Origin of the sequence: Methanoregula sp., from assembly GCF_050010295.1 — an archaeon.
Lineage (GTDB): Archaea > Halobacteriota > Methanomicrobia > Methanomicrobiales > Methanospirillaceae > Methanoregula.
Genome location: NZ_JBEKLH010000002.1, coordinates 381538 through 404755 on the forward strand (window position 1 = coordinate 381538; position 23218 = coordinate 404755).

Here is a 23218-nt window from a genome sequence, read left to right on the forward strand (position 1 = left end):
GTTCAGAGGCAAAGACCTTTTCGGGCTCATCCGTCCCCCCCGTGAGGTCAGCGGCTCGTCTCCATGAAGATGCGGCGGTGAATGATCCGCCAGCAGAGGATCAGCTGGGCCAGGTCGCCTGCCGTGACGTACTTCCGGTTCCTGAAGATGGAGATGGGGTGGACCCGCGTCTGTTCCTCGATGCTGTGCTCGAGTTTTTTCACGACATGGGCACTCAGTTCGCCGTCCATGATCATCCGCCCCATCCGGTGGCCGTTCCGTTCACTCGTGACAAATTCGAGGGAGAAGTTCCGCTCGGACAACGAGAGGATCGAGTACAGGTCAAGCGAGAGGTCGATGTTCCCTATGGTGTGCAGCATTCTGTTCTGGGAGAGCGTGACCCGGTACACATTGTGCTTCCTGCCGAGGTGACGGCCGTAGCCGGAATAATCGATCCCGATCACCGCATCCGCATATTCCTTCTGGGGGGCGATATACCGCTCGTAGTCCGGTTCCCGCTCTGCTATCTCCTTCTCGACCACCTCGCGCGAGTAGCCCCGCTTGACCATGTCCCTGCGGATCTTCCAGTCGTACTTGACCTGTTTTGCCGGGTCCACGAAGAGGGTGAAGTCAAGGTATTTGCGGAGCGTGGGCGTGAAGAATGTGTGCAGCCCTTCAAGGATGAGAATCCTGCGGGGCCGGAAGATGGCGGGCGAGTCGAACGTCCCGGTCGCATGGTTATAGACCGGCTTCTCGATCGGTACGCCGCGTTTGAGCATGATGAGGTCCTGTTCGAGCTGCCCGATCCGGTTGGCCCGCGGGTTTAGTGCGGTGATCCCCTGCTCCTGCCGCCCCGCCCGGTCAAGGCTGTGGTAATCGTCAAGGGTTATCGTGGAGACAAGGTCACTGCCGAAGATGTTCCGCACGCCCCGGGTGAATGAGGTCTTCCCCGACCCGCTGTCGCCCGCGACACCGATCGTGAAGATATAGGGGGATGCTGCGATCGTGTCCTTGAAATTCGGGCGGTGCATGTATGATCATAGATGAATATCAGGGAAAAACCATACGGCAGGCCCGGGCGATCTCTGCCACGCTCCAGGCCTGGGCTATGCAGCCCTGCGGGCGGAAGGGGGGGTCGCCGTCAAAGATCTCGGAGATGTAACCTGCCCCGCCCTCCCGTATGTGTGCCAGAATGGGTGAGAGGAGCGGTGCGATCCGTGCACGGTCCGTGCCGTTCCGGATGAGCGCTTCGACATAGAACCCGGTGAGCCAGGGCCAGACACACCCGTTATGGTAACTGATGTCACCCGCAAAATGCCCGTGATAATGCGGGTCAGCAGGTGCGAGCGTGCGCAGGCCGTACGGGGTCAGGAGGGTCCGTGTGACGGTTTCAAGCGCAGCGGACGCTTGTTCAGGATCGGCAAGCCCGTACGCGAGTGCAATGACCTGGTTCGGGCGGATGGAAGGGTCGGCCGGGTCGATGCGGTCATAGAAGCAGCGATCCTTCTCATTCCAGAACTTCCTGAACGCCTCCTTTGCCGATTCAACAGAAACAGGGGGAATGATCCCCATGGACTCCGCTTCGTCGAGCGCCTGGATCCAGAGGGCGTTTATCTCCACGGCTTTTCCTTCGCGGGAGGTAAAAGCCGTGTCCATCCACGTGCTCTGCGGTATGACCGAGATCAGGTCGTGGTCGAGCGTTGCTACCTTGGAGGAAGGGTAGTTCCCGAGGATCTCTGCGACGACCGGGCGCATGTCCGCGATGAAACGGTCATCGCCCCAGCGGCGGCGGTAGCGTCCAAGTGCATGGATGAACCAGAGCGAGGCATCGCTCGAGCGGTAGTTGTCCGGGAAACGGTTCGGGACGACCCCGCCCTCGGTCTTCTGGGCAAGCCGCCTGAGCACGGCCTGGGCAGCCTCCTTCTTTTCGCGTTCGATCAGGAGCCCGGTCACGCTGATCGCAGAATCGCGGCCCCAGGACTCCCGGAACCAGTGAAAACCGGCAAAGATCTCATCGCGGTGGCAGAAGATATCCGGTGCGGAATCGAGCCATTCGCGAAGGCTGCAGGGAGTACGCACCGGCCCGGCCTTGAGCGGGGACTGGTTGTTCCGGAAGCAGTGCAGGGTGACCGAACCGTCTTTTACCGCGCCCGAAAAATATCCCGGGGAAAAGAGGTCTTCCACCGCCTCGTAGCCCCGTTCCCGTTCCCGCCCGTACCAGACATTCCAGTAAGTGGCCGGGTCATAGGTAAAGGGAATATCCCCTTCGAGGACGGTCTCGCTCCACCGTACACCGCCGTGGCCGGATTCGCAGACCGGGTGGGGATCGCGGACGAGCTGGTCGACCGGTCGGTCGGTGACAAGCGGCCGGACCCGGATCTCAGCTTCACCGGTGACAGCGTAGGTTATGGCGATCCCCTGGCCGAAGGTGATGGTCTTCCTGACCACGGTACCGCCCAGATAGTAGACCCAGCACGGCGGGTACAAGGAAAACGCAAAGAGATGCGCAAGGCCGGAATCACCATCTGTTCCCTGGTACTGCTGCGCCGATATCCGTATGCCGTTCACCAGTTCATCAAAGCCGGAGAGATATACCCTGCCCCGGTGGACAAGGAGCCCGTGATATCTCCGGGTGTTACCGCCGACAGAAGCCGAACAGTAGTCATGTTCCCCTGCCATGAGAAACTCGAGGCTGCGGGCATAGTCCGGTACCTGCAGCTCCCTGCCGTACGAAAGTGTCATTTCCCCGGACCCGTTGTGGCACTGCCGCTGTCAATGACTTCCTGGTACACCCGGAGGGTCTGTTCGGCGATGTGGTTCCAGGTAAAATGTTCGAGTACGCGTGCCCTGCCGTTTTTGCCCATCTTTGCTCCAAGTTCCGGGTTTTTCAGGATCCTCACGACATAGCGGGCAATATCAGACGGGTCGTTGGGGTTGACATGGTACCCGCAGATGTCGTCCCCGGATGGGATGATCTGTTCCCGGAAACCACTCGTCCCCCGCGCACCCACGACTACCGGCTTGGCCATCGACATCGCTTCGGTGCAGACGATGCCGAACGGCTCGTATTTCGACGGGAATACGCAGACATCGCTTGCCGCGTAGTAGAGAATGCGCTCCTCCTCCGGTACCATCCTGAAATGGAGGATTACGTTCCTGCCAAGGTGGAGGTCCCTCACCAGCTGGCTGAGCATCTGCTCCTGGTCGCCAACCCCGAGCAGCACCAGTTTCACGTCGGGGACTTCCTTGATGATCTGCGGCATGGCGAGGATGAGCGGGTCTGCCCCTTTCACCCATGTCAGCCGTCCTATGAAAAAGAGCATGGGGGACGTCCCGACGCCTATTCGTTCGCGGAACTCCTCCACCTCTTTCTGCGGAATCCGGGCAGGGTCGTACTTCTCCGCGTCCACGCCATTGTGGATCACCCGTATCTTCGACTCCGGGTACCCGAACTTCACGAGTTCGTCACGCATGGCGAAGCTGACGGTCACGATCCGGTCGGCGGTCATTGCCGAAAGCCGCTCGATATCCTTGATCGTGACCGACCCGGAAGGGTTCCTGCCCTGCTCGGTGGAATGGAAATGAAAGATCAGCGGTATCTTGAGGTTTCGCTTGGCAATGATGCCGGCAAGGGAGGCTATCCAGTCATGCGAAACGAGCAGGTCGTACTGGCGCTGTTCGTTCCGGACAAGATAGTTCACCAGCTTCGATGCGGATAGGAGGTTGTACAGGACGGTCTCGGCAAAAAAATTCTGGCCGTTCAGGTCCCAGGTCTTGACTTCAGCAGGGTTGACGATGGCAAGGATATCCGAGAACGTCATCAGGCGGGGACGGTGGACTTCCACACCGGCCCACGTGTCGAAGGTCGGGTCGCTTCCGGTGTTCCGGGAAAAGACCGAGATGGAATGCCCCTTTGCAATGAACTGGCGGGTGATCTCGGTAGCATAGGTCCCAAGCCCCCCTCGGAAAAACGGGGGAAATTCGTCCACAAAATAGGCAAGTTTCATGCTACAACCCGCGAATAGGCACCAGTAAGTCTCTGGACTATCGGCCCCCAGAGGAATAGCCGGTCCACTTTGTTCCTGCCGCGTATCCCCAGTGCGCCCGCGTTCCAGGGTTCATCCACCATGGTGCTGATCCCCCATGCGATCGAATCAGGGTCCACGCCGACCTTGATCCCGTTCACGAAGGCATCGATGTTCTCCGAGAGCCCGCCGACATTGGAGGCGACGACGCATTTTTCAGCGCTCCACGCCTCGAGGAGGACGAGGCCGAACGGCTCGTTCCTGCTGGGAATGACGACGACATCCGCGGCGTTCAGCAGGCGGATGTACTCGGAATCCGGGATATACCCGACAAAGTTGACCGGCAGGTCTTTTGCCCGGTCCTGCAGGAACTGCCGCATGTCCCCAGTCCCTGCGACGACGACTTTTGCATCCCCCCGGTGCTGGCAGACTTTCCGGATCGCCTCGATGAGCAGGTCGGGCCCTTTCTGGTACACGAGCCGGCCGATGAAGAGGATGAGCGGTGCGTAGGGGTGGATCCCGTACGAGGCCTTGACTTCGCCGGGATCGATGCTGGCCCGGTACGCACGCGGCACGATCCCGTTGGGGATCACCTCGCACTTCTCCTCCGGCACATTATAGAGGGTCATCACCTCATTTCTGAGGGTGGCCGAGACAGCTGTCACCCGCTTCGCGATGAGCCCGCCGTACCACTCCTTGCCTGAAATCTCCCGGAACTCCCACCAGTCGCCGAACTGGTTGCCGTTCCTCCCGTACTCCGTCGAGTGGTAGGTGAGGATGGTGTTCCGGTCCTGCAGGTAATGGAGGGCCTGGACCGGATGCCAGTCATGGAAATGGAGGAAATCAAACTTCCCCGGGCTGTCATGTGTCCTGAACTGGCTCACCATGGCTTTGCTCATGTCATTGCAGTACTCGACGATGTTCTGGCCGTACGGGCGGCAATAGTGGTACTGGACCCCGTTGATGGTCTGATCGGGGATGGATCCCCGGGTAAAGTAATGGACCTCGTGGTTCTGTTTGACCAGCGTCTCTGCCAGGTTCGTCGCGGCGTTGGCAAGCCCGCCGACGCGTTCCGCGTACAGGGACTCCCAGCAGAAAAACGCTACCTTACATGACTCCATAGCAGTTCTCTCCGCTCTTTTATGACCTCGGTCAGTTCGTGGCGTTCCGTCAGCTCTTTGATGCTCTCCGCGAGCCGGGGGTCTTCCAGCACGTCGTTGATCCACCGGAAGAAGTCCCCGCGTTCCTGGTGGAACGTAATCGAATCTTTCGGTACTACGTAGAGCTGCTCCTCGAACTGGTCGAGGTTATACGCACTGTGCCCGATGAAACCGGTGGGTCCGGCAAAATGGAATGCGAGTTCCGGAGGCAGGGTCCGGAGCGTCTTTGCGGATTTCCTGTTTTTCATCACCCGCATGTTCCTTTCCTCATAATCGGCCAGAACCCGCATATAGGTCTTGAACGCATCTTCTGCCTCGTGGTGGCTGAAGTAGGTATGGACTTCCCCGCACGTGCCGAACTTCGATGCCATGTAATAGAAGTGATCGCTCGTCTGGAGGTAACGCCAGATGGGCTTGTCCACCGCATAGGGCCGGGCTGACTGGACTGCGTGGAATGCTGTCCGCTGCCGGTCGTTTCCCATCCATGCCGATGTGTCCTTCTCGAGATCTGCCCAGGAAATGGTCTCATGCACGTCGATCTTCCCGACAGGGGGATGGTCTGCAATTACCTGCGACGGGAGGACCATCGGGATCCCGCGGGCGCTGAGTTCCTCCGGAAGACTGCGTAAGAAGTTGAATATGCCCGTTTCCTGCCAGAAGTGTTCACCGAACGTCTCGTAGTCCAAGAATACGTTGACCACATCACCGGACGATAACGCGATCCAGTTGGCATAGATATCAGCAGTCAGGGGGTACATGTCCCAGGTGCGGTTGCCAAAACGGAAGGCAATGTCATCGGACAACGTGGTGTTCCGGAGCATGACCGGGATATCCTGACAGCGGTAGACATAATTAGGGCTGCGCCAGCCGAGGACACGGTCTACACCTTCCGTGAATATCCCGGTAAAGTCCATATCCCGGATCGTGGCAGCAACATCGTTGTTGAACGTGAACTCGGTATTTTCAAAAATGGTCGGGCGGACCCTGAACTGGTCATACATGAGGTCGGAATGGAGTTTGACCTGCTCCCGGAACTCGGTCTTGTCGGAAAAACAACTGGCTATGCTGTGGTAGTACGTTTGGCCTATCATCTCGGTGTTCTTGTGCCGTGCGACATTGTCAAAGAGTGAAAGGGTATCTTTGCTCCACTTCTCCAGCTGCTCGATAAGAGTACCCGACAACGAGAATGAGCAGGAAAATCCCTCGTCGAGTTTTTCCAGGATAAGCGCTGTTGCCGGATTGTAGCATTTCTCCGCAACACGTAACAGGATCTCTTTATTAAGCCCGTCAAAATAATGATCGAAGAGATCCTTCTTTTTTATCTTGGGGACGGGCGAAAACAGCCTGTTCAGCCGGTAGGGCTGGTGGACTTCGAACCCTATACAAATTTGAGGCATGATCTTTGTACTCCCGACCGGTCAAGGTTCGCCCTCCGGAACAGCGTCGGGTCCTCCGGAAAACTTCATGGACCTGTATGCCTGAAGGACCGGCCGGCTGCAAAGGAATGCATGTTCCCTGGATAGTATCTGACCCGTGGCGGACTGCGACTTGGCCAAGTATACTAACATCCTGCATATGTAATTTAAACGTTTCGTGTATCTGCAAAAAATATAAACCCGGTCTTTTCAGAATTTTTGGTCAGACAATCAAATTATTTTAACAAATTTCTGCGTTGAATCAATATTTTGCGGCTCTGTAGAAATCCTATTTGATCGTGTGATTCGCTCATGTTCTTCAATGGTATGAGTGTGGCCCCCTCTCTCAAATCGAAGAACTCTAATGAGTTCTTCTTATCCTCGAGGTCCTGATGAACCTCCTCGGAAATCGGAGAGGTTTCTTAAAACCTCGATGAGGAGAATGGTGGCGTGAGCCGACCTTCGACCTGATCGAAGAACTCAGACGGGTTCTTCTTAAGCCTGCTCTTTCCTCCGGGAACAACAGACTCCCCCAAGAGCGCTGAGAGAATTTCTAATGAGTTCTCCAGAGCCGAAAGAACACTATTTTTCTTCCATGCTAGAACGGGTCAGCAACAAAAGCAGCTGAAGAGATCCTGTCCCCCATGCCTGCAGTCCGGGTTACACCTGCCGCGATCATGGCCGGGACCAGAATGATGAAAAAATCCCCGTCCCGGAAGAGGCCCGCTGACCGTTCCTGCCCGAATGCGTGAGGGACCTGCCTGATTGCCCGGATCCCGTCAGGTGAAATGACAGAGCCTTTTCCCTGTGCAGCTTTCGCTGCCTCGCGGGACGCGAAGAGCAGAGCGTTGCGTGACCCGGAAAGTTCCCCCGACTCTTTTCGGTGAATGAGGACATACCATCCAAAGGTATGGACGTGGAGCCGGGCGAGGCCCGTTGCCCTGCAGACTTCCAGTGCGCCTTTCACGAGCCGGGCGGGAGATACATCCCCTCCATCCACAGACCACATCCCGGACGGTTCCAGGTACTCCCCGAGAAGTGCGAGCTCATACTCGTTCAGCCCGAGGCTGTCGGTCTCCGGGATGATGAACCGTATGAACCTCCCGATGATGTCCCGGTCGCGTACGGTCACCCATTCCGTGTGGATCTTCAGGTCCGGGTTGTGGCGTTTCATCCTCCGCAGCTGGCGTGCAGCAGCGGCGAAATCCCGGTCGGATCGGAGGTACTGGTACCCGGAAAGGAACGCCCTGGTACAGCCGGCGATCGCCTCAAGGAACCGGTCCGTGGAACCTTCCGGGACAAGCGCCGATGCCGGTTCGTGGACCGGGGAGACAATAAAACGGTTGTTCCTGGGGACAACCCCTTCGAGGACAGGAATGAGCCCTGGCTGGTATTCAAAGACCAGGTGAACGGTATCCTGACCCCCGGACAGCCCCGTCCCGAGATCGGGGATGATGACCCCGGAACCCAGCAGGATCTCCCGTGTCATCCGGCCCATGGCCGGTGCGGCACAGAGGACCGCGGGCACACCGGCCGATGCGAGGTGGACTGCCGCAATTCCTGCCTGCCCCCCGATTGCAAGGGCACCGCTGCCGGAAAAGAGCCCGGCAAGGCGCTGATACTGTGCAGGGTCCTGTACAAAGAGCTCGTCAGCAGTACAGGTCTGCATGGAATGGAAAAGCCTGGCCCTGACCTCAGTCATGTCCTCACCTGAAAAGAGAGGAGACTGCAGAAGTTCCCGGCTTACCGGTATGATACGGTCGAGGTTGACGTTGAACCCGGTGACCGCACGGTGCAGCATGGGGGGCCTGAGGCTGGCATAGAGTTCCTGCCACGGTTCACCGGACATGGATGGTATCCCGAACCTCCATTTGGTATTCCGCTCATTTCAAATGTTCTCTTTGGGCTCCCCATGGCAACACCGGGCCTGGCCGGACCCAGGCGGGCCCGCTTAACCGGCAGCAATACTTTTAATGGAGATGCCCCTACACTCAATCACTGATGAAAGCCGAGGCAGACAAGTTCAGGAAAGATTTTTCGCATGTCCCGGAGAGGATCTCCGGGCTTGTCGACCTGGCGTACAACCTCTGGTGGAGCTGGAACCCGGCTGCAAAAATGGTATTCAAGCAGCTGAACCCGCAGGCATGGGTCGAGAGTATCCACAACCCGGTCAGGATGCTGACTGAGCTCCCGGCCGAGACTATGACGGTGGCATCAAAAAATCCTCTGTACCTCCGGCATTATGATATCGTGCTCTCCCGCTTCCGGCAGGAACTCGACCGGAAGAACAGCTGGTTCACCGAACATTTTTCCCGGGACCATGGTCTGACCATCGCGTATTTTTCCGCAGAATACGGGCTCCAGCACTCCCTGCCCTTTTACGCGGGGGGCCTCGGGTTTCTCGCCGGGGACCACCTGAAAGAGGCCAGCGATCTCGGCCTGCCCCTTGTTGGCGTCGGATTCATGTACTCGGAAGGATACCTCCACCAGCATATCGGGCCGGACGGATGGCAGGAGAACCGGAAGGAGCTCCTGAACCGGGACTCTGCTCCTATCAAACGGGTGATGTATAACCATGACACCCAGCTGGTGGCCCGGGTGCCGTTCATCGATCCCCCCATCTATATTGCCGTCTGGAGAGTGGATATCGGAAACATCCCCCTCTATCTTCTCGATACCGATATCCGGGAGAATGATCCCTCCAACCGGATGATATCGTACCGCCTCTATACCGGTGATCTCGAACAGCGGCTCAAACAGGAGATTGTTCTTGGGATCGGTGGGAGCTACGTCCTGGATATACTCGGGATCAGGCCTACCATCGTCCACCTGAATGAAGGCCACCCGGCATTTACCCTCCTTGAACGGATCCGGGAACATATCGCAGACAAAATGAATTTTGAAGACGCTTCAAAACGGGTGCGCGAGACCACTGTCTTCACGACCCACACGCCGGTCCCTGCAGGGCATGACGCATTCCCATACGCGCTGATGGACAAATATTTCAACCCGTATTATTCCCTGCTCGGGACCGATCGGCAGGCCGTCCTCCGGCTCGGCTATGCCCCGCAGGACCCCCCGGACATGTTCAACATGACGGCATTTGCCCTCAAAATGAGTACGTTCTGCAACGGCGTGAGCAAAAGGCATGGGGAGGTCGCCCGGGCGATGTGGGCACGGCTCTATCCCGGGACAGATGTCGATACCATTCCCATCCGCCATATCACCAACGGTGTCCACGTCCCGACCTGGCTCGATCCCCGCATGGAACTTTTACTGAACAAATATTTTTCGCCTTCCTGCCCTGACTGGCTGAACGAGCATGACAGTCCTCTCATCTGGGACATGATCAATGAACTACCGGATGAAGAGCTCTGGGCGGTCCATATCCAGCTGAAAAGGAAACTGGTCAACCGGATCAGGGAGCACAAGCGCAGGAAATGGGTGGGGGAAGGAACCGATCCTGTTAACGTCGTCTCGGGTGGTGCGCTCCTTGACCCGAACGCCCTCACTATCGGGTTTGCCCGTCGTTTTTCCACCTACAAGCGGGCGGATCTCATCTTTCAGGATCTGGAACGGCTCAAGCGGATAATAAACAACCGCTGGAGGCCCGTCCAGATCATCTTTGCGGGAAAAGCCCACCCTGCCGACGATGAAGGGAAACGGATCATCCAGAAGGTGTACCGGTATGCACACCAGCAGGAGTTCGGGGGGAGGGTCGCCTTTGTCGAGGATTACGATGAGCAGATGGCGCAATATCTTGTCCATGGCGTGGATGTCTGGCTCAACAACCCCCTCCCCCCCAATGAAGCCTGCGGCACGAGCGGGATGAAAGCCTCCTTAAACGGTGTCCTCCACCTGAGCGTCCTCGACGGCTGGTGGATAGAGGGATATAACGGGATGAACGGCTGGGCATTCGGTGACACCAATAATTCTAAGAACCGGGACTGGATCGATTCCCAGCAGTTGTACGAGATACTCGAACGCGAGGTGGTACCGCTGTACTACACGGTTGCCGATGACGGGATTCCTCACATGTGGGTGAAAAAGATGAAGGAAGCCATGAAGAGCACTGCTCCCGTGTTTTCCGCACGGAGGATGGTAAAAGAATATGTCCGCAAAGGATACGATCCTGCCCTTGCTTTTGCAGCGAAATATGAAAAATAGGGCTCTGTGGAAATAATTATGAATCATCCTGATTCATGTCAGAACCGCGAAAATCGTTCAAAATAGTTAAATTTTGAGAGGATTCCCCGCCTCAGGGCTTCTCCGAGGACTGAGTAGTTCGTCAGAACTACGAAGTCGAGAAGAACCATCAGGTTCTTCGAGCACGGCGGGGCAGGACGGTTTTTGGCAGGTTCAGTCACTGATCCGCCGCGGGGGTGAGTTGAAAATTCTCTTTCAGAGAATTTTTTCCAGCCCAGCCCTGACCACCTGGTCACGGCGAGTCTCCGTTGGAGGCAGCCGAAGGCTGTAGAAAAGTGATAACTTCGACTGATGAGTGGTTCATCAGAACCACGAATCTGAGAAGTTTTCAGACTTCGACTGCGGCGGCGTTCATCGTATCTGGAATATAGAGGTACCTTTGGGAAAGATGAGAAAATCGCCAGAGCTACCTGCGCAGAACAGCGATCTTCGAGCTCCGAGCGAAGCGAGGAGGAGAAGATAGCGGTTCTACCTTCGTAGAACCGCTATCTTCGAGCCGCGGGGGATGCCGGTATCGTCCGCGATCATCTCGCACTTGACGCACATCAGGTAGGCGACCGGCGGAAGGTCGTCATATCCCGTGAGCGATTCATAGTTGGCCATCCCTTTGGAGATGATGATGGTGCACTGGTCGATCGCCCGTGCAAGATCGGGGGGAATCTTCTCACGATCGAGGCCGATCTCTGCGCCGCCGCCCGTGGTCGTCAGGCAGTCGGCCACCCGGTTGAACCCGAAAGCGATAGCGTCCTCCATGGTTGCGTCGTTCAGGATAGGGGCGTCCCGGACCGCGACCGTGACATGCGAGCCGTGTGCCTTCAGGTAATCCACGAGGAGCCGATCGAAGACGATCTCCCCGCAGTTGTCCGTGAGGTATACCACGCGGGAAGAGAGGCCGAGGATCGCTCCGGTGTCATCCCGGTCAAGCCCTTTTGCAAACGCTTCGTCAAAAAACCGGGAAAAGTCAGACGTGACCTCATGGTCCCGGACCGCATAATCGAACGTGTTCCCGATCACTGCTGCCAGGACATGGTCATGGAACCCCGCAAGCCGGTGACGGATCTTCCTGCAGACCCCGAGGGCCTCCGCATTCCCCGCACGTTTCAGTTCCCGGAACGGGTCGGGGTTCCCGATCATCCGGCACACCTCGCGGTGCACGGCACTGGCAATCTGCGGGTGGAGGAGGGGGGAATCCCTCATGGATTCGAGCAACTCCCTGCAGGAAGCAACTGCTTTCTCCGTGCAGGCCGGGTCAGCCGACCCGAGTTCGCACTCAAAGACTACGCGCGACAGCAGGCAGTCGATGCACGTTTCGGTGAGTTTCATGCTATGATAACCACGTTGGTGTAATAATCAGAAAAAACAATGGGGCCACTGAGATTTGAACTCAGGTCAGAAGACCCCCAGTCTCCTAGGATGGCCAGGCTACCCTATGGCCCCGCTCTCGTACTATTGGAGCATATCACTTATGTATCTTATCGTATGCGATGGGGAACGATCCATCTCTGATCAGGTCGGGACAGCGTCAGATCTTCCCGCGCTTGAACTCCTCGACCCGGCCGATGAGGTTTTCCAGCTCGGTATCCGTGATCCTTATCTTTCCCGCAATAGAATCAACCTCGTTCAGCAGCTGGCGTATCCGCACATACATCAGGTAAATGATAAACTGCTGGACAACAATAACGCACCCGAACAGCACCAGCATGTATCCTTCGTATGCCATGGTATCACCTGGAGATGTGTCACCGGAAAACGGCCCGTGCAAGCCGATCGACAAACCCTTCCTGCCTGGAGCCGGGAGATTCGTCCTGGTACCCTACACCGCAGATCTGAGCGGCAATCCGCCGGAATGCCCGGCTCGCATCGGCATTGGGGTACTTTAGAACGCACGGGGTCTTGTACGCGGCAGCCCGCCGTACACTTGCGTCTTCGGGAACGACGTCGATGACCCGGACGCCCAGAACGTCCTCAACACTGTGGGAACGGAGCTCTGTGTGTTCCATGCCGGCCCGGTTCAGGATAGCCCCGTATACGCGCCCCCCCATCACTTCACAGAGGATCTTGGTCTTCAGGGCGTCAGCCATCGAGGCAAGTTCAGGGTTTACGACAAGGATGACCTCATCTGCCACTGACAGGGGTACAACGCCTTCCTTCGAGATCCCGCTCGGTGCGTCGATGAGGAGGTATTCACAGCGGTCGACAAGTTTGCGCATGACGTCCCGCAGCTTGTCCGGGTCGGCCTGCTGGAACCCCTGGAGGGAGATCCCGCTTGGCACCACTTTGACACCTGCCGGGCCTTCATAGATAGCGCTTTCGATATCGGCCTTTCCCGCAAGCACTTCATGAAGGGTGACCGGCACATCATCCATCCCGAGGATCAGTGCCATGTTGGCCATACCGATATCAGCATCAAGGATATAGGTCTCCCGGTTCAGCAGGGCAAGGGAGATACCGAGGTTGACCGTGATGGTGGTCTTGCCCACACCGCCTTTTCCGGATGTGATGGTATATGACCGGATCATCAGAATTCTTATTTTAACTTGTTGGGGAAAAAGGTATTTATTCATATTGAAAGCGTGGCGGGCCCCCACCGGTGGAAATCATCACGTTACCCGGCGGTAATAATTCACCAGATTCCGGAGAGCATCCGGCTGTCCGGGGGCTCCCATGGCCCGGCTGAACCAGCGGAAACGGGATATCCTGCATGTCTGTCATTCTGCAGCTCCCGGCGGGCCAGTAACTATTTTCAGGAATACTCCTATTATTATCCAAACGCATTCATATCAGGACCAAAGGCTCGAGATACCATGAGAAATTGTCCGATACCCAGTCAATCATACCGTTTTTCCCCGAACGGGCGCACCACGAAAAAACAAAAAAACAATATGTATATATGTTGCCATCTGGTATTATCAATTACACAGGGTAGTGCAGCAGGAGCTGAAGCATGTTAAAAGAGAAGATCTCTTCATTCATTGAGAGGATACGATCGATAGATGGGGTTGCAGCATGTGCCCTTGTTTCCCGGGATGGGATAATCGCAGGAAAAAATTTTGACCGTGACCTGAATGAACCCTGGTTCGGGGCCCTTTCCGCCACCATACTTGCATCCGCGGAATCCATCGGGAGCATCGTCAAGATGAAGTCCCTGATGTCGGTCACCGTACGGGCGCAGGACACCTCTATCCTTGTCATGGGGGCTGGCGAAAACTTTCTTATTGCAGCCATCATCAGTGATACTGCAGATCCTGACAAAGTCCATGCTCAGATGCTTGAAATTGCTCAGAAGATTGGGGAGGCGTTGTAATGTATACCATCCTTGTTGTTGACGACAGCCCTTTTATTGTCGATGTGTTCGTCACCATGCTCGAACGGGGCGGGTACAGGACCGTGGCTGCGTACGGGGGTGAGGAGTGCCTGGAAATTTTGAAGACCGTCACTCCTGATCTCATCCTGCTGGATATCATGATGGAACCGGTTGACGGGTGGGAGACCTTGGAGAGGATAAAAGAGAACCCCGAGACCAAGGAGATCCCGGTCCTGATGCTCACCGCAAAACAGCTGACACCGGCCGAAGCGCAGGAGTACGGAATCTATATCGAGGACTACGTCTTAAAACCCATCACGCACCGCGAGCTCTATGATGCAATCGAACATGTGCTCAACCGGCGACAGTCGATCAAGTCCGACATGGACATGGCGAAGCAGTCAGGATTTGATGCCGAGATCATCACCGAATACGCCCGCCTCAGCAAGAGTATTGACGTCAACAAACGCCTCATGAAAATTCTCGAGACCACGTATAATTTCAATGATGCGAAAGTCCGGGTCAGTGACGAGATCTCCCGCGCGATCAAAAGCATGGAAATGAATATCAAGTTCCAGGAAAGCCGCCTGCAGCAGATAAAAGGGGAACTCTCGGGCAGCTCATCTTCAAAATAAGTATCCTTTTCCGTAGTCCAGGCTGACTCCTGAAAACCATGCAAGATACCAGGTAACCGGATTATGAACGTTTATCTGCCGTCCTGTCCCTTCCTGACACAGATCCGGAATGCGTGAGGTACAAAAACCGTGGATGACACAATCCTCATCGTCGATGACAGTCCCTACATCGTGGATGGTCTTGTTGCCCTTCTGAAACGGAAAGGATACAAACCGATCCCGACCCATGGCGGGGACGAAGCGTTATCAGTCTTGACCACGGTCACGCCGGACCTGATCCTTCTCGATATCATGATGGAACCCATGGACGGGTGGGAGACGCTTGGTAAGATCAAGGCAAACCCGGTAACAAAAGACCTCCCAGTACTTATGTTCTCTGCAAAGAAGATTACCCCGGAGGAAGCAGCAGAGCACAGCGTGAATATCGAGGATTTCGTCTCAAAACCCGTCAACCCGGCACAGCTCCTCGAGTCGATCCAGGGTATTTTTACCCGCAGGAGCAATGTGAAGACCGAGGCGCTGGTGGCAAAGGATGCCGGCCTTGACACGAGTCTCATCGATGAGTATTCTGCGCTCAGGAAGAGCATCGATGTTGACAAAAACCTGCTTGTCGTCCTTAAAAATGCAAGCGGCATGCACCTTTCCGGGAAGGAAGTATCAGCGGAGGATATGGCTGCCATCAAAAAGCTCGAAGACAAGATCCATACCGGTGAACTCCGCGTGAAAGAGATCCATGACCGCTTTCCCCCGCCATCCTGAAAGGATCCGGTACTACTGTCTCGACCCTATCTGAAAGTAGACCGTGAGTGCAGAGAGAATCTTTATATAGTTTTCTGGCATTGTTATAATGCTGTACATCTTAGTCAGTACCTGGGGTTCGTAGCTCAGTTCGGTAGAGCGCCTGGCTTTTAACCAGGTGGTCGGGGGTTCAAATCCCTCCGGGCCCGCTGCCACGAGAAATCGTGGGTTTTTTGCGGTGATGCATCTGAGAGGAAATCTATTCATCTGTGAGGGGGTTTTTCATTGAGCACCAAACTGAATGTGTTGAAGCACGTGATGGTGCCAGACCACAAGATCATGAGCGAGGAGGAAGTATCGGAGCTGCTCTCCCGCTACAACATCACTACGGAACAATTACCGAAAATTTATCATGACGATCCTGCAGTGAAGGCTATCGGCGCAAATGCCGATGATGTAATACGAATTATCCGGACGAGTCATACGGCTGGCAGAGCCGAGGCGTACCGTCTCGCGATCAAGAGACCGAAGAAGTAATTCCGGGGTTGGTCAGTCTGATTGACAGAAGTATCTTATCGAGGGCATATTTTTCACGGGAGCATGTTGCGCGCCACCAGCTTGACTCCTTCAATTATTTCCTGAAGCACAATCTCCAGAAAGTGGTAAACGAGCAGCGGGTCATCGAGACCGACATCGAAAACAGGGGCAAGAACAATGAACCGGTCTGGGTTGAGCTCGGCACTATCGAGGTGAAAAAACCACTTGTTCGGGAAGCGGACGGTTCGCAGGGAGAACTCTATCCCAGCGAGGCCCGTCTTCGTAACCTTACCTATGCGGCGCCGATCCAGCTGGGCCTGACCCTCGTGCATGGCAGTGACCGGCAGGAACCGATCGTCACCACGATCGGGCAGCTCCCCATCATGGTCGGATCGCTGGCCTGTAACCTCTACGGCATGGACGATGCACAGCGCGTCGCCCATGGCGAGGATGCGTTCGACGCGGGCGGGTATTTCATCGTGAACGGGACAGAGCGCGTGCTCATGACGCTTGAGGACCTCGCGTCCAACAAGATCATGACCGAGTTCACCGAGCGGTACAATGAGCGCATCTATGTTGCAAAGGTGTTCTCGCAGTTCCGCGGCTACCGTGCACTGGTTGTCGTGGAGCGGAACAAGAAAAACCTCCTCGAGGTCTCGTTCCCGTCGGTTGCCGGGCACCTGAAATTCGTGGACCTGATGCGGGCGCTGGGTATGACCAATGACCAGGAAGTCGTCAACGCAGTTTCGACCGACGAGGACATCTTGACGTTCATGATGCAGAACCTTGAAGAGAGCGAGTGTGACTCGGTCGAAGGCGGCATCATGTACGTGGGCAAGAAGCTTGCGCCGAACCAGACCCGGGACTACCAGCGCAAGAGGGCTGAGTTCGTGCTGGACAACTACCTCCTGCCGCACCTCAACTATTCCCTGCCGTCTAACCTCAAGGAAGGCGACGAGGGCTATCAGGAAGCAGTCCTCTCCGTCAGGCTCGCAAAGGCCCATTTCCTCGGCCGCATGGCAGAGGCATGTTTCGATCTTGTGCTGAACAAGCGCAGGATCGATGACAAGGACCACTACTCGAACAAGCGGCTGAAACTCGCGGGCGACCTGATGGAGGATCTCTTCCGTATCTCCCTCAACCGCCTTACCCGCGACATCAAGTACCAGCTCGAACGGGCGAGCATGCGCCACCGCGACCTGTCCATTGCGACTGCCGTGCGTGCCGATGTCCTGACCGAACGCCTCCTCCACCCGCTCGCCACCGGCAACTGGGTCGGTGGGAGGACCGGGGTATCGCAGCTCCTCGACCGGGTCGACCACATGGCCGTGCTCTCGCACCTCCGCCGCGTGATCTCCCCGCTCTCCCGCTCACAGCCCCACTTCGAGGCGCGCGACCTGCACCCGACCCAGTGGGGCCGGATCTGCCCGAGCGAGACCCCCGAAGGGCCGAACTGCGGTCTTGTCAAGAACTTTGCCCAGATGGTGGAGATCAGCAAGGGTGTCGACGACGAGGAAGAGATCATGCGCATCCTGCATAACCTTGGTGTCGAGCATATCCGGGGTGAGGCCTGATGAAGAAGTCACGCGTGTTCGTTGACGGCGCCCTCATCGGTCTTGTCGACGACCCTAAGGCACTGGTCGCAAACATCCGGACGATGCGACGGCAGGGGGCAATATCCCCGGAAGTGAACGTCTCGCACAAGGAATACAACGGGGATGTCGTGATCCTCACCGACCGGGGCCGCGCCCGCCGCCCCCTGATCGTGCTGAAGAACGGCGAACCGCTCATCACGGAAGAGGATCTCCAGAAACTGGCGAAGAAAGAGACTGACATCCTCTCGTTCGTCCAGCGGGGGATGATCGAGTTCATCGATGCGGAAGAGGAAGAGGACCTCCTCGTCGCGATGAACCCGGAGAACGCGACACCGGGCCATACGCACCTCGAGATCGACCCCTCCCTGATCCTCGGTATCGGCGCTGCCCACGTCCCGTTCCCGGAGCACAATGCAAGTCCGCGTGTCACGATGGGCGCAGGGATGGTCAAGCAGGCGCTCGGCTTCGGTGCAGCCAACATGAAGCTGCGCCCGGATACCCGCGGACACCTGCTCCATTACGTGCAGAAGCCGCTCACCCATACCCAGACCTCGGAACTGATTGGGTCGGACGACCGCCCGGCGGGACAGAACTTCGTGGTTGCCATTCTCTCGTACGAAGGCTACAATATTGAAGATGCCCTCATCTTCAACAAGGCATCCATCGAGCGTGGCCTCGGGCGCTCGCACTTCTTCCGTACCTATGAAGGCGAAGAACGGCGGTACCCGGGCGGCCAGATCGACCGGATCGAGGTCCCCGAAGAGGACGTGGCCGGCGCCCATGGTGCCGACTCGTACAAGAACCTCGACGAAGATGGGGTGATCAACCCCGAGACCGTTGTTGCCGAGAAGGACGTGCTGATCGGCAAGACTTCCCCGCCCCGGTTCCTGGAAGAACCCTCGGGGGAGCTCATTGCGGTCGAGAAGCGCCGCGACACCTCAGTCACGATGCGCAGCAACGAGCACGGTATCGTCGACACGGTCATCATTACTGAGGGTGAGAACAGTTCCCGCCTCGTGAAAGTGCGGACCCGCGACCTGCGTGTCCCGGAAGTAGGCGACAAGTTCGCGTCCCGGCACGGGCAGAAAGGCGTCGTCGGCCTCATCACCCACCAGGAAGACATGCCCTTCACCGAGAGCGGGCTCTCACCCGACCTCGTCATCAACCCCCACGCGATCCCGAGCCGTATGACCATCGGGCACATGCTCGAGATGATCGGCGGCAAAGTCGGCGCTCTCGAAGGACGCCGCATCAACGGTACCGCGTTCAGAGGAGAGAGTGAGGCTGATATCCGCGCCTCGCTCAAGAATCTCGGCTTCTCCCACAACGGGCGGGAGATCATGTATGACGGCATCACCGGCAAGGTCTTCAAGGCCGATGTCTATATCGGCGTGATCTACTACCAGAAGCTCTACCACATGGTCTCGTCCAAGATGCATGCCCGCTCCCGCGGACCGGTACAGGTGCTCACCCGCCAGCCGACAGAAGGCCGTGCCCGCGAGGGCGGTCTCCGGTTCGGTGAGATGGAGCGGGATGTCATGATCGGGCACGGGGCCGCCATGGCCCTCAAGGAACGCCTGCTCGACGAGTCGGACAAGGTGCAGGAATATGTCTGCGCACACTGCGGCATGGTCGCGATGCTCGACCGCAAGCGGAACATGACCCGCTGCCTTGCCTGCGGCAATGAGACCGACATCTACTCGGTCGAGATGAGCTACGCGTTCAAGCTCCTGCTCGACGAGATGAAGAGCATGGGTATAGCCCCCAGGCTGAAATTACAGGACGTGGTGTAATATGCCATCCCCAAAACGAATCGGACAGATCGAGTTCGGCCTGTTATCTCCCAAGGAGATCCGCGAGATGAGTGTCCGGAAGATCATCTGGGCCGACACCTATGATGACGATGGCTTCCCCTATCCCCAGGGCCTCATGGACCTGAACCTCGGGGTCATCGATCCCGGTCTCCGGTGCAAGACCTGCGACCAGAAGGCGAGCGAGTGCCCCGGGCACTTCGGCCACATCGAGCTCGCCAAGCCCGTCATCCACGTGGGCTACACGCGGCTCATCAGGAAACTCCTGCGTGTCACCTGCCGTGCCTGCGGCCGCGTGCTCCTGAGCCCGGAGGAAGTCGAGAAGGTAGTCGGTACAGAGGACGACCAGACCGGTGACCTGCTCTCGGAGAAGGATGTCAAGAAGGAGCGCGTCTGCCCGCACTGCGGCGAACAGCAGCTCAAGATCAACTTCGAGAAGCCGACCACGTTCTCTGAAGTGATGGTCGAGGAAGGCAAGAAGGTGGAGCACAAGCTCACCCCCGCCGACATCCGCGCCAGGATGGAGAAGATCCCGAACGAGGACCTGATTCCGCTCGGTATCAATCCGGACGTCGCCCGCCCCGAATGGACCATCCTCACTGTCCTCCCGGTACCCCCGGTCACGATGCGCCCGTCCATCATCCTTGAGAACGGGCAGCGGTCGGAAGACGACCTCACCCACAAGCTCGTGGACATCATCCGCATCAACCAGCGGTTCAAGGAGAACCAGGACGCGGGCGCCCCCCAGCTGATCATCGAGGACCTCTGGGAACTTTTGCAGTACCACGTGACCACCTATCTCGACAACGAAGTAGCAGGCTGCCCTCCTGCCCGCCACCGCAGCGGCCGCCCCCTGAAGACGCTTTCGCAGCGCCTCAAGGGTAAGGACGGGCGGTTCCGTGGCTCGCTCTCGGGTAAGCGCGTGAACTTCTCGTCCCGTACGGTCATCTCCCCGGACCCGAACCTCTCCGTATCCCAGGTCGGTGTCCCGCGTGCTGTAGCAAACGAGATGACGATCCCGGTCAGGGTCACTTCATATAATATTGAAGAACTCCGGCAGATTGTCCGGACCGGCCCGGTCCGCGCTGATGTCAACTCGCCCTGCGGGGCGAATTACGTGATCCGGCCCGACAACCGCAGGCTCCGGTTAGGTGCCGACAATCTCGACACGGTCGCCGATATGATCGAGCCCGGTTACACAGTTGAACGCCAGCTCCGCGACAGCGATGTCGTACTCTTCAACCGTCAGCCTTCGCTCCACCGCATGAGCATCATGGCCCACCGCGTCAAGGTGATGGAAGGCAGGACGTTCCGGCTCAACCCGGCAGTCTGCCCGCCGTACAACGCCGACTTCGATGGCGACGAGATGAACATGCACGTGCCGCAGACCGAAGAGGCGCGGGCTGAGGCGACCATACTCCTTTCCGTGCACGAGAACATCCTCTCGCCCCGTTTCGGCGGCCCCATCATCGGCGGCATCCATGACCACGTCTCCGGTATCTTCATGCTCACGCACGATGTCCGCTGGTTCACCAAGGAGGAAGCCCTCTACCTCCTCCGGTACACCAGCATCGAGCGTATGCCGGAACCCGGCAAGGTGGAGGATGGCAGCGAGTTCTGGAGCAACAAGCAGGTCTTTTCGGTAATTCTGCCGGAGCACCTCAACATGGTCTTCCATGCCAGTTCCTGCCAGAACTGCGATACCTGCAAGAAAGAGCTCTGCGAGCGGGATGCATACGTCCGCGTCATCGACGGCAAGCTCGAGTCGGGGACTATCGACAAGAAAGCCATCGGGGCATTTGATGGCCAGATCGTCAACCGCATCATCCGCCAGGAGGGCATGAAGCGTGCGGCGAAGTTCATCGACGACCTGACCAAGCTTTCCATCCGTGCGATCATGCTCGACGGGTTTTCGTTCGGTATCGATGACGAGGACCTTTCCAAGACCGAATACGGCCAGATCGATGACGTACTGACCAACGCTGCGCTCGATGTCGACCGCCGCATCAAGATCTACGAAGACGGGCAGCTCGAACCCATGCCCGGGCGTACCGTTGAGGAGACCCTCGAGATGCAGATCATGCAGGTGCTGGGCAAGGCCCGTGACCAGACCGGTCAGATCGCCGGGCGTCACCTCGGTCTCGGCAACAGCGCTGTCGTGATGGCGGTCTCCGGTGCCCGTGGTTCCATGCTGAACCTGACGCAGATGGCCGGGTGTATCGGCCAGCAGTCTGTGCGCGGTGAGCGTATCGTCAGGGGTTATGACGACCGCACGCTCCCCCACTTCCGCAAGGGCGACCGGGGCTCGGACGCCCACGGGTTCATCCAGCACAGCTACAAGGGCGGGCTCAACCCGACCGAGTTCTTCTTCCATGCCATCGGTGGCCGTGAAGGGCTTGTCGATACTGCGGTCCGTACGTCCCAGAGCGGCTACCTCCAGCGCCGGATGATCAATGCGCTGCAGGACCTCAAGGTGGCCTATGACGGCACGGTCAGGACGACCGGCGGCAGGATCATCCAGTTCGAGTACGGCGAGGACGGGACCGACCCGACCAAGAGCGCATTTGGCGACCCGGTCGATGTCAAAGGCATTGTCGAGAGTATCTTAAAGGAGGAGGTCTGAATGGCACTCGCGGAAAAGTATGACAGGAAGATCGAGGCAGCAGCCCTCCCCCAGAAGACTAAGGACCAGCTGAGGAAGTTCCTCGACGGGAAAGAGATCACCGATACCCAGTTCAAGCAGATACTCGAGCGGGTCCTCGCCGAGTACCAGAGCACCCGGATCGAGGCCTGCGAGGCAGTCGGCGTGATCGCCGCCCAGTCCATCGGTGAGCCGGGTACGCAGATGACGATGCGTACATTCCACTACGCGGGTGTCGCCGAGATCAACGTCACCCTCGGGCTGCCCCGGCTCATCGAGATCATGGACGCGAGAAAGGAGCCGAGCACGCCGACCATGACGGTATATCTCGAGACTGAGTACGGCAACGACCGCGACCGGGCCCGCGAGGTCAGCTGGCAGATAGAGGCTGCCCCGCTCCACGAGTTCGGTGACATCACGACCGACATGGAGAACATGCACGTGGTCGTCCACCTGAACACGAAAGTCTGCGACAAGCGGAAGATCTCTCCCCTGGAGATCATGGAAGTCGCACCCAAGAAGATCCGCGACCGCAGGCACTACCGCGATTTCGAGCACGAGATCGACGAACCGGGCGCGACCATCATCTTCTCGCCCAAGGACCGGGAGAGCTACCAGAACCTCTTCCAGCTCGCCGAGCATGTCAGGAACGTGATCGTGCAGGGTATCGATGACATCCTGCGGGTCGTCGTCAGGAAAGAGACCGGTGAGTATATACTTTATACTGAAGGCTCCAACCTTAAGGATGTCTTTGATGTCGCTGGCGTGGACACCACCCGGACCCGCACCAACAACATCAGTGAGATCGCATCTGTCCTCGGTATCGAGGCTGCGAGGAACGCCATCATCCACGAGGCGGTCTCCACGCTCAACGAGCAGGGTATCCTCGTGGATGTCCGCCACCTCATGCTCGTCTCCGACATGATGTGCATGGAAGGCGAAGTCAAGCAGATCGGGCGTCACGGGATTGCCGGCGAGAAGGAGAGCGTCCTCTCGCGGGCAGCCTTCGAAGTGACGGTCAACCACCTGCTGGACGCTGCCGTTGCAAACGAAGTCGATGAACTGAGCGGTGTCACCGAGAATGTCATCGTCGGCCAGCCAATCCAGCTCGGCACCGGTGATGTAAAACTGATCGCAGTCAGACAACACGACAATTAGATCGTTAAACCCGG

The 23218-nt window shown here is 57.6% G+C and carries 18 protein-coding genes and 2 tRNA genes; 10 read left to right on the forward strand and 10 right to left on the reverse strand.

Annotation, left to right across the window (positions count from 1 at the left end; translation table 11 throughout):
* Window positions 1-47: 47 nt before the first annotated feature.
* The 6 genes from ABSB80_RS04865 to ABSB80_RS04890 all read right to left on the reverse strand — a co-directional run bounded on the left by ABSB80_RS04865 (window position 48) and on the right by ABSB80_RS04890 (window position 8428).
* Entirely contained in the window at window positions 48-1010 is a 963-nt protein-coding gene (locus ABSB80_RS04865; RefSeq protein ID WP_428368738.1) for a phosphoribulokinase, read from the reverse strand.
* Window positions 1011-1029: 19 nt separating this feature from the next.
* Window positions 1030-2721, reverse strand: a complete 1692-nt coding sequence (locus ABSB80_RS04870; RefSeq protein ID WP_428368739.1) for an amylo-alpha-1,6-glucosidase — start codon at window positions 2719-2721, stop codon at window positions 1030-1032.
* Entirely contained in the window at window positions 2718-3986 is a 1269-nt protein-coding gene (locus tag ABSB80_RS04875; RefSeq protein ID WP_428368741.1) for a glycosyltransferase family 4 protein, read from the reverse strand. The genes ABSB80_RS04870 and ABSB80_RS04875 overlap by 4 nt, the downstream gene beginning before the upstream one ends.
* Entirely contained in the window at window positions 3983-5125 is a 1143-nt protein-coding gene (locus tag ABSB80_RS04880) for a glycosyltransferase family 4 protein (RefSeq protein WP_428368743.1), read from the reverse strand. Before ABSB80_RS04880 ends, ABSB80_RS04875 begins: the two co-directional genes overlap by 4 nt.
* Window positions 5107-6561, reverse strand: a complete 1455-nt coding sequence (locus ABSB80_RS04885) for a glycoside hydrolase family 57 protein (protein WP_428368745.1) — start codon at window positions 6559-6561, stop codon at window positions 5107-5109. Before ABSB80_RS04885 ends, ABSB80_RS04880 begins: the two co-directional genes overlap by 19 nt.
* A 616-nt stretch (window positions 6562-7177) precedes the next feature.
* Window positions 7178-8428 carry an ADP-dependent glucokinase/phosphofructokinase gene (locus tag ABSB80_RS04890; protein ID WP_428368747.1) on the reverse strand — a complete coding sequence of 417 codons (1251 nt, stop codon included), beginning with the start codon at window positions 8426-8428 and terminating at the stop codon, window positions 7178-7180.
* A gap of 152 nt (window positions 8429-8580) precedes the next feature.
* Here ABSB80_RS04890 and glgP point away from each other — a divergent pair, with 152 nt between their 5' ends.
* A complete protein-coding gene (gene glgP, locus ABSB80_RS04895; RefSeq protein ID WP_428368749.1) occupies window positions 8581-10746 on the forward strand; it encodes an alpha-glucan family phosphorylase in 2166 nt (721 codons plus the stop codon).
* 507 nt (window positions 10747-11253) lie between these two features.
* On the opposite strand, the gene ABSB80_RS04900 is transcribed toward glgP, so the two are convergent.
* The 4 genes from ABSB80_RS04900 to minD form a co-directional block, all read right to left on the reverse strand.
* Window positions 11254-12108: a damage-control phosphatase ARMT1 family protein gene (locus tag ABSB80_RS04900; protein WP_428368751.1), complete on the reverse strand. Its 855-nt coding sequence runs from the start codon at window positions 12106-12108 to the stop codon at window positions 11254-11256.
* 40 nt (window positions 12109-12148) lie between these two features.
* A tRNA-Pro gene (locus ABSB80_RS04905) sits at window positions 12149-12222 on the reverse strand.
* A gap of 85 nt (window positions 12223-12307) precedes the next feature.
* Window positions 12308-12505 (reverse strand): hypothetical protein, encoded by a 198-nt coding sequence (locus ABSB80_RS04910; protein ID WP_428368753.1) that lies wholly within the window; start codon window positions 12503-12505, stop codon window positions 12308-12310.
* A 19-nt stretch (window positions 12506-12524) separates the two neighbouring features.
* On the reverse strand, window positions 12525-13304 hold the full coding sequence (gene minD / locus ABSB80_RS04915; protein WP_428368755.1) for a cell division ATPase MinD: 780 nt from the start codon (window positions 13302-13304) through the stop codon (window positions 12525-12527).
* Window positions 13305-13729: 425 nt separating this feature from the next.
* On the opposite strand from minD, the gene ABSB80_RS04920 reads away from it, so the two are divergent.
* The 9 genes from ABSB80_RS04920 to rpoA2 all read left to right on the forward strand — a co-directional run bounded on the left by ABSB80_RS04920 (window position 13730) and on the right by rpoA2 (window position 23204).
* A complete protein-coding gene (locus ABSB80_RS04920; RefSeq protein WP_428368757.1) occupies window positions 13730-14089 on the forward strand; it encodes a roadblock/LC7 domain-containing protein in 360 nt (119 codons plus the stop codon).
* Window positions 14089-14724, forward strand: coding sequence for a response regulator (locus ABSB80_RS04925; RefSeq protein WP_428368759.1), 636 nt, complete (start codon window positions 14089-14091; stop codon window positions 14722-14724). The genes ABSB80_RS04920 and ABSB80_RS04925 overlap by 1 nt, the downstream gene beginning before the upstream one ends.
* Before the next feature lie 129 nt (window positions 14725-14853).
* Window positions 14854-15483 (forward strand): response regulator, encoded by a 630-nt coding sequence (locus ABSB80_RS04930; RefSeq protein ID WP_428368761.1) that lies wholly within the window; start codon window positions 14854-14856, stop codon window positions 15481-15483.
* 114 nt (window positions 15484-15597) lie between these two features.
* Window positions 15598-15671 (forward strand) — tRNA-Lys (locus ABSB80_RS04935).
* Between the two features lie 76 nt (window positions 15672-15747).
* Window positions 15748-15999 carry a DNA-directed RNA polymerase subunit H gene (locus tag ABSB80_RS04940; RefSeq protein WP_428368763.1) on the forward strand — a complete coding sequence of 84 codons (252 nt, stop codon included), beginning with the start codon at window positions 15748-15750 and terminating at the stop codon, window positions 15997-15999.
* A gap of 17 nt (window positions 16000-16016) precedes the next feature.
* Entirely contained in the window at window positions 16017-17573 is a 1557-nt protein-coding gene (locus ABSB80_RS04945) for a DNA-directed RNA polymerase subunit B'' (RefSeq protein WP_428368793.1), read from the forward strand.
* Window positions 17573-19387: a DNA-directed RNA polymerase subunit B gene (gene rpoB, locus ABSB80_RS04950; protein ID WP_428368765.1), complete on the forward strand. Its 1815-nt coding sequence runs from the start codon at window positions 17573-17575 to the stop codon at window positions 19385-19387. Before ABSB80_RS04945 ends, rpoB begins: the two co-directional genes overlap by 1 nt.
* Window position 19388: 1 nt before the next feature.
* Complete coding sequence (locus tag ABSB80_RS04955; protein ID WP_428368767.1) at window positions 19389-22028, forward strand: DNA-directed RNA polymerase subunit A'; 2640 nt, start codon at window positions 19389-19391, stop codon at window positions 22026-22028.
* Window positions 22029-23204 (forward strand): DNA-directed RNA polymerase subunit A'', encoded by a 1176-nt coding sequence (gene rpoA2, locus ABSB80_RS04960; RefSeq protein WP_428368769.1) that lies wholly within the window; start codon window positions 22029-22031, stop codon window positions 23202-23204. It abuts the gene before it with no gap.
* Window positions 23205-23218: the final 14 nt, after the last annotated feature.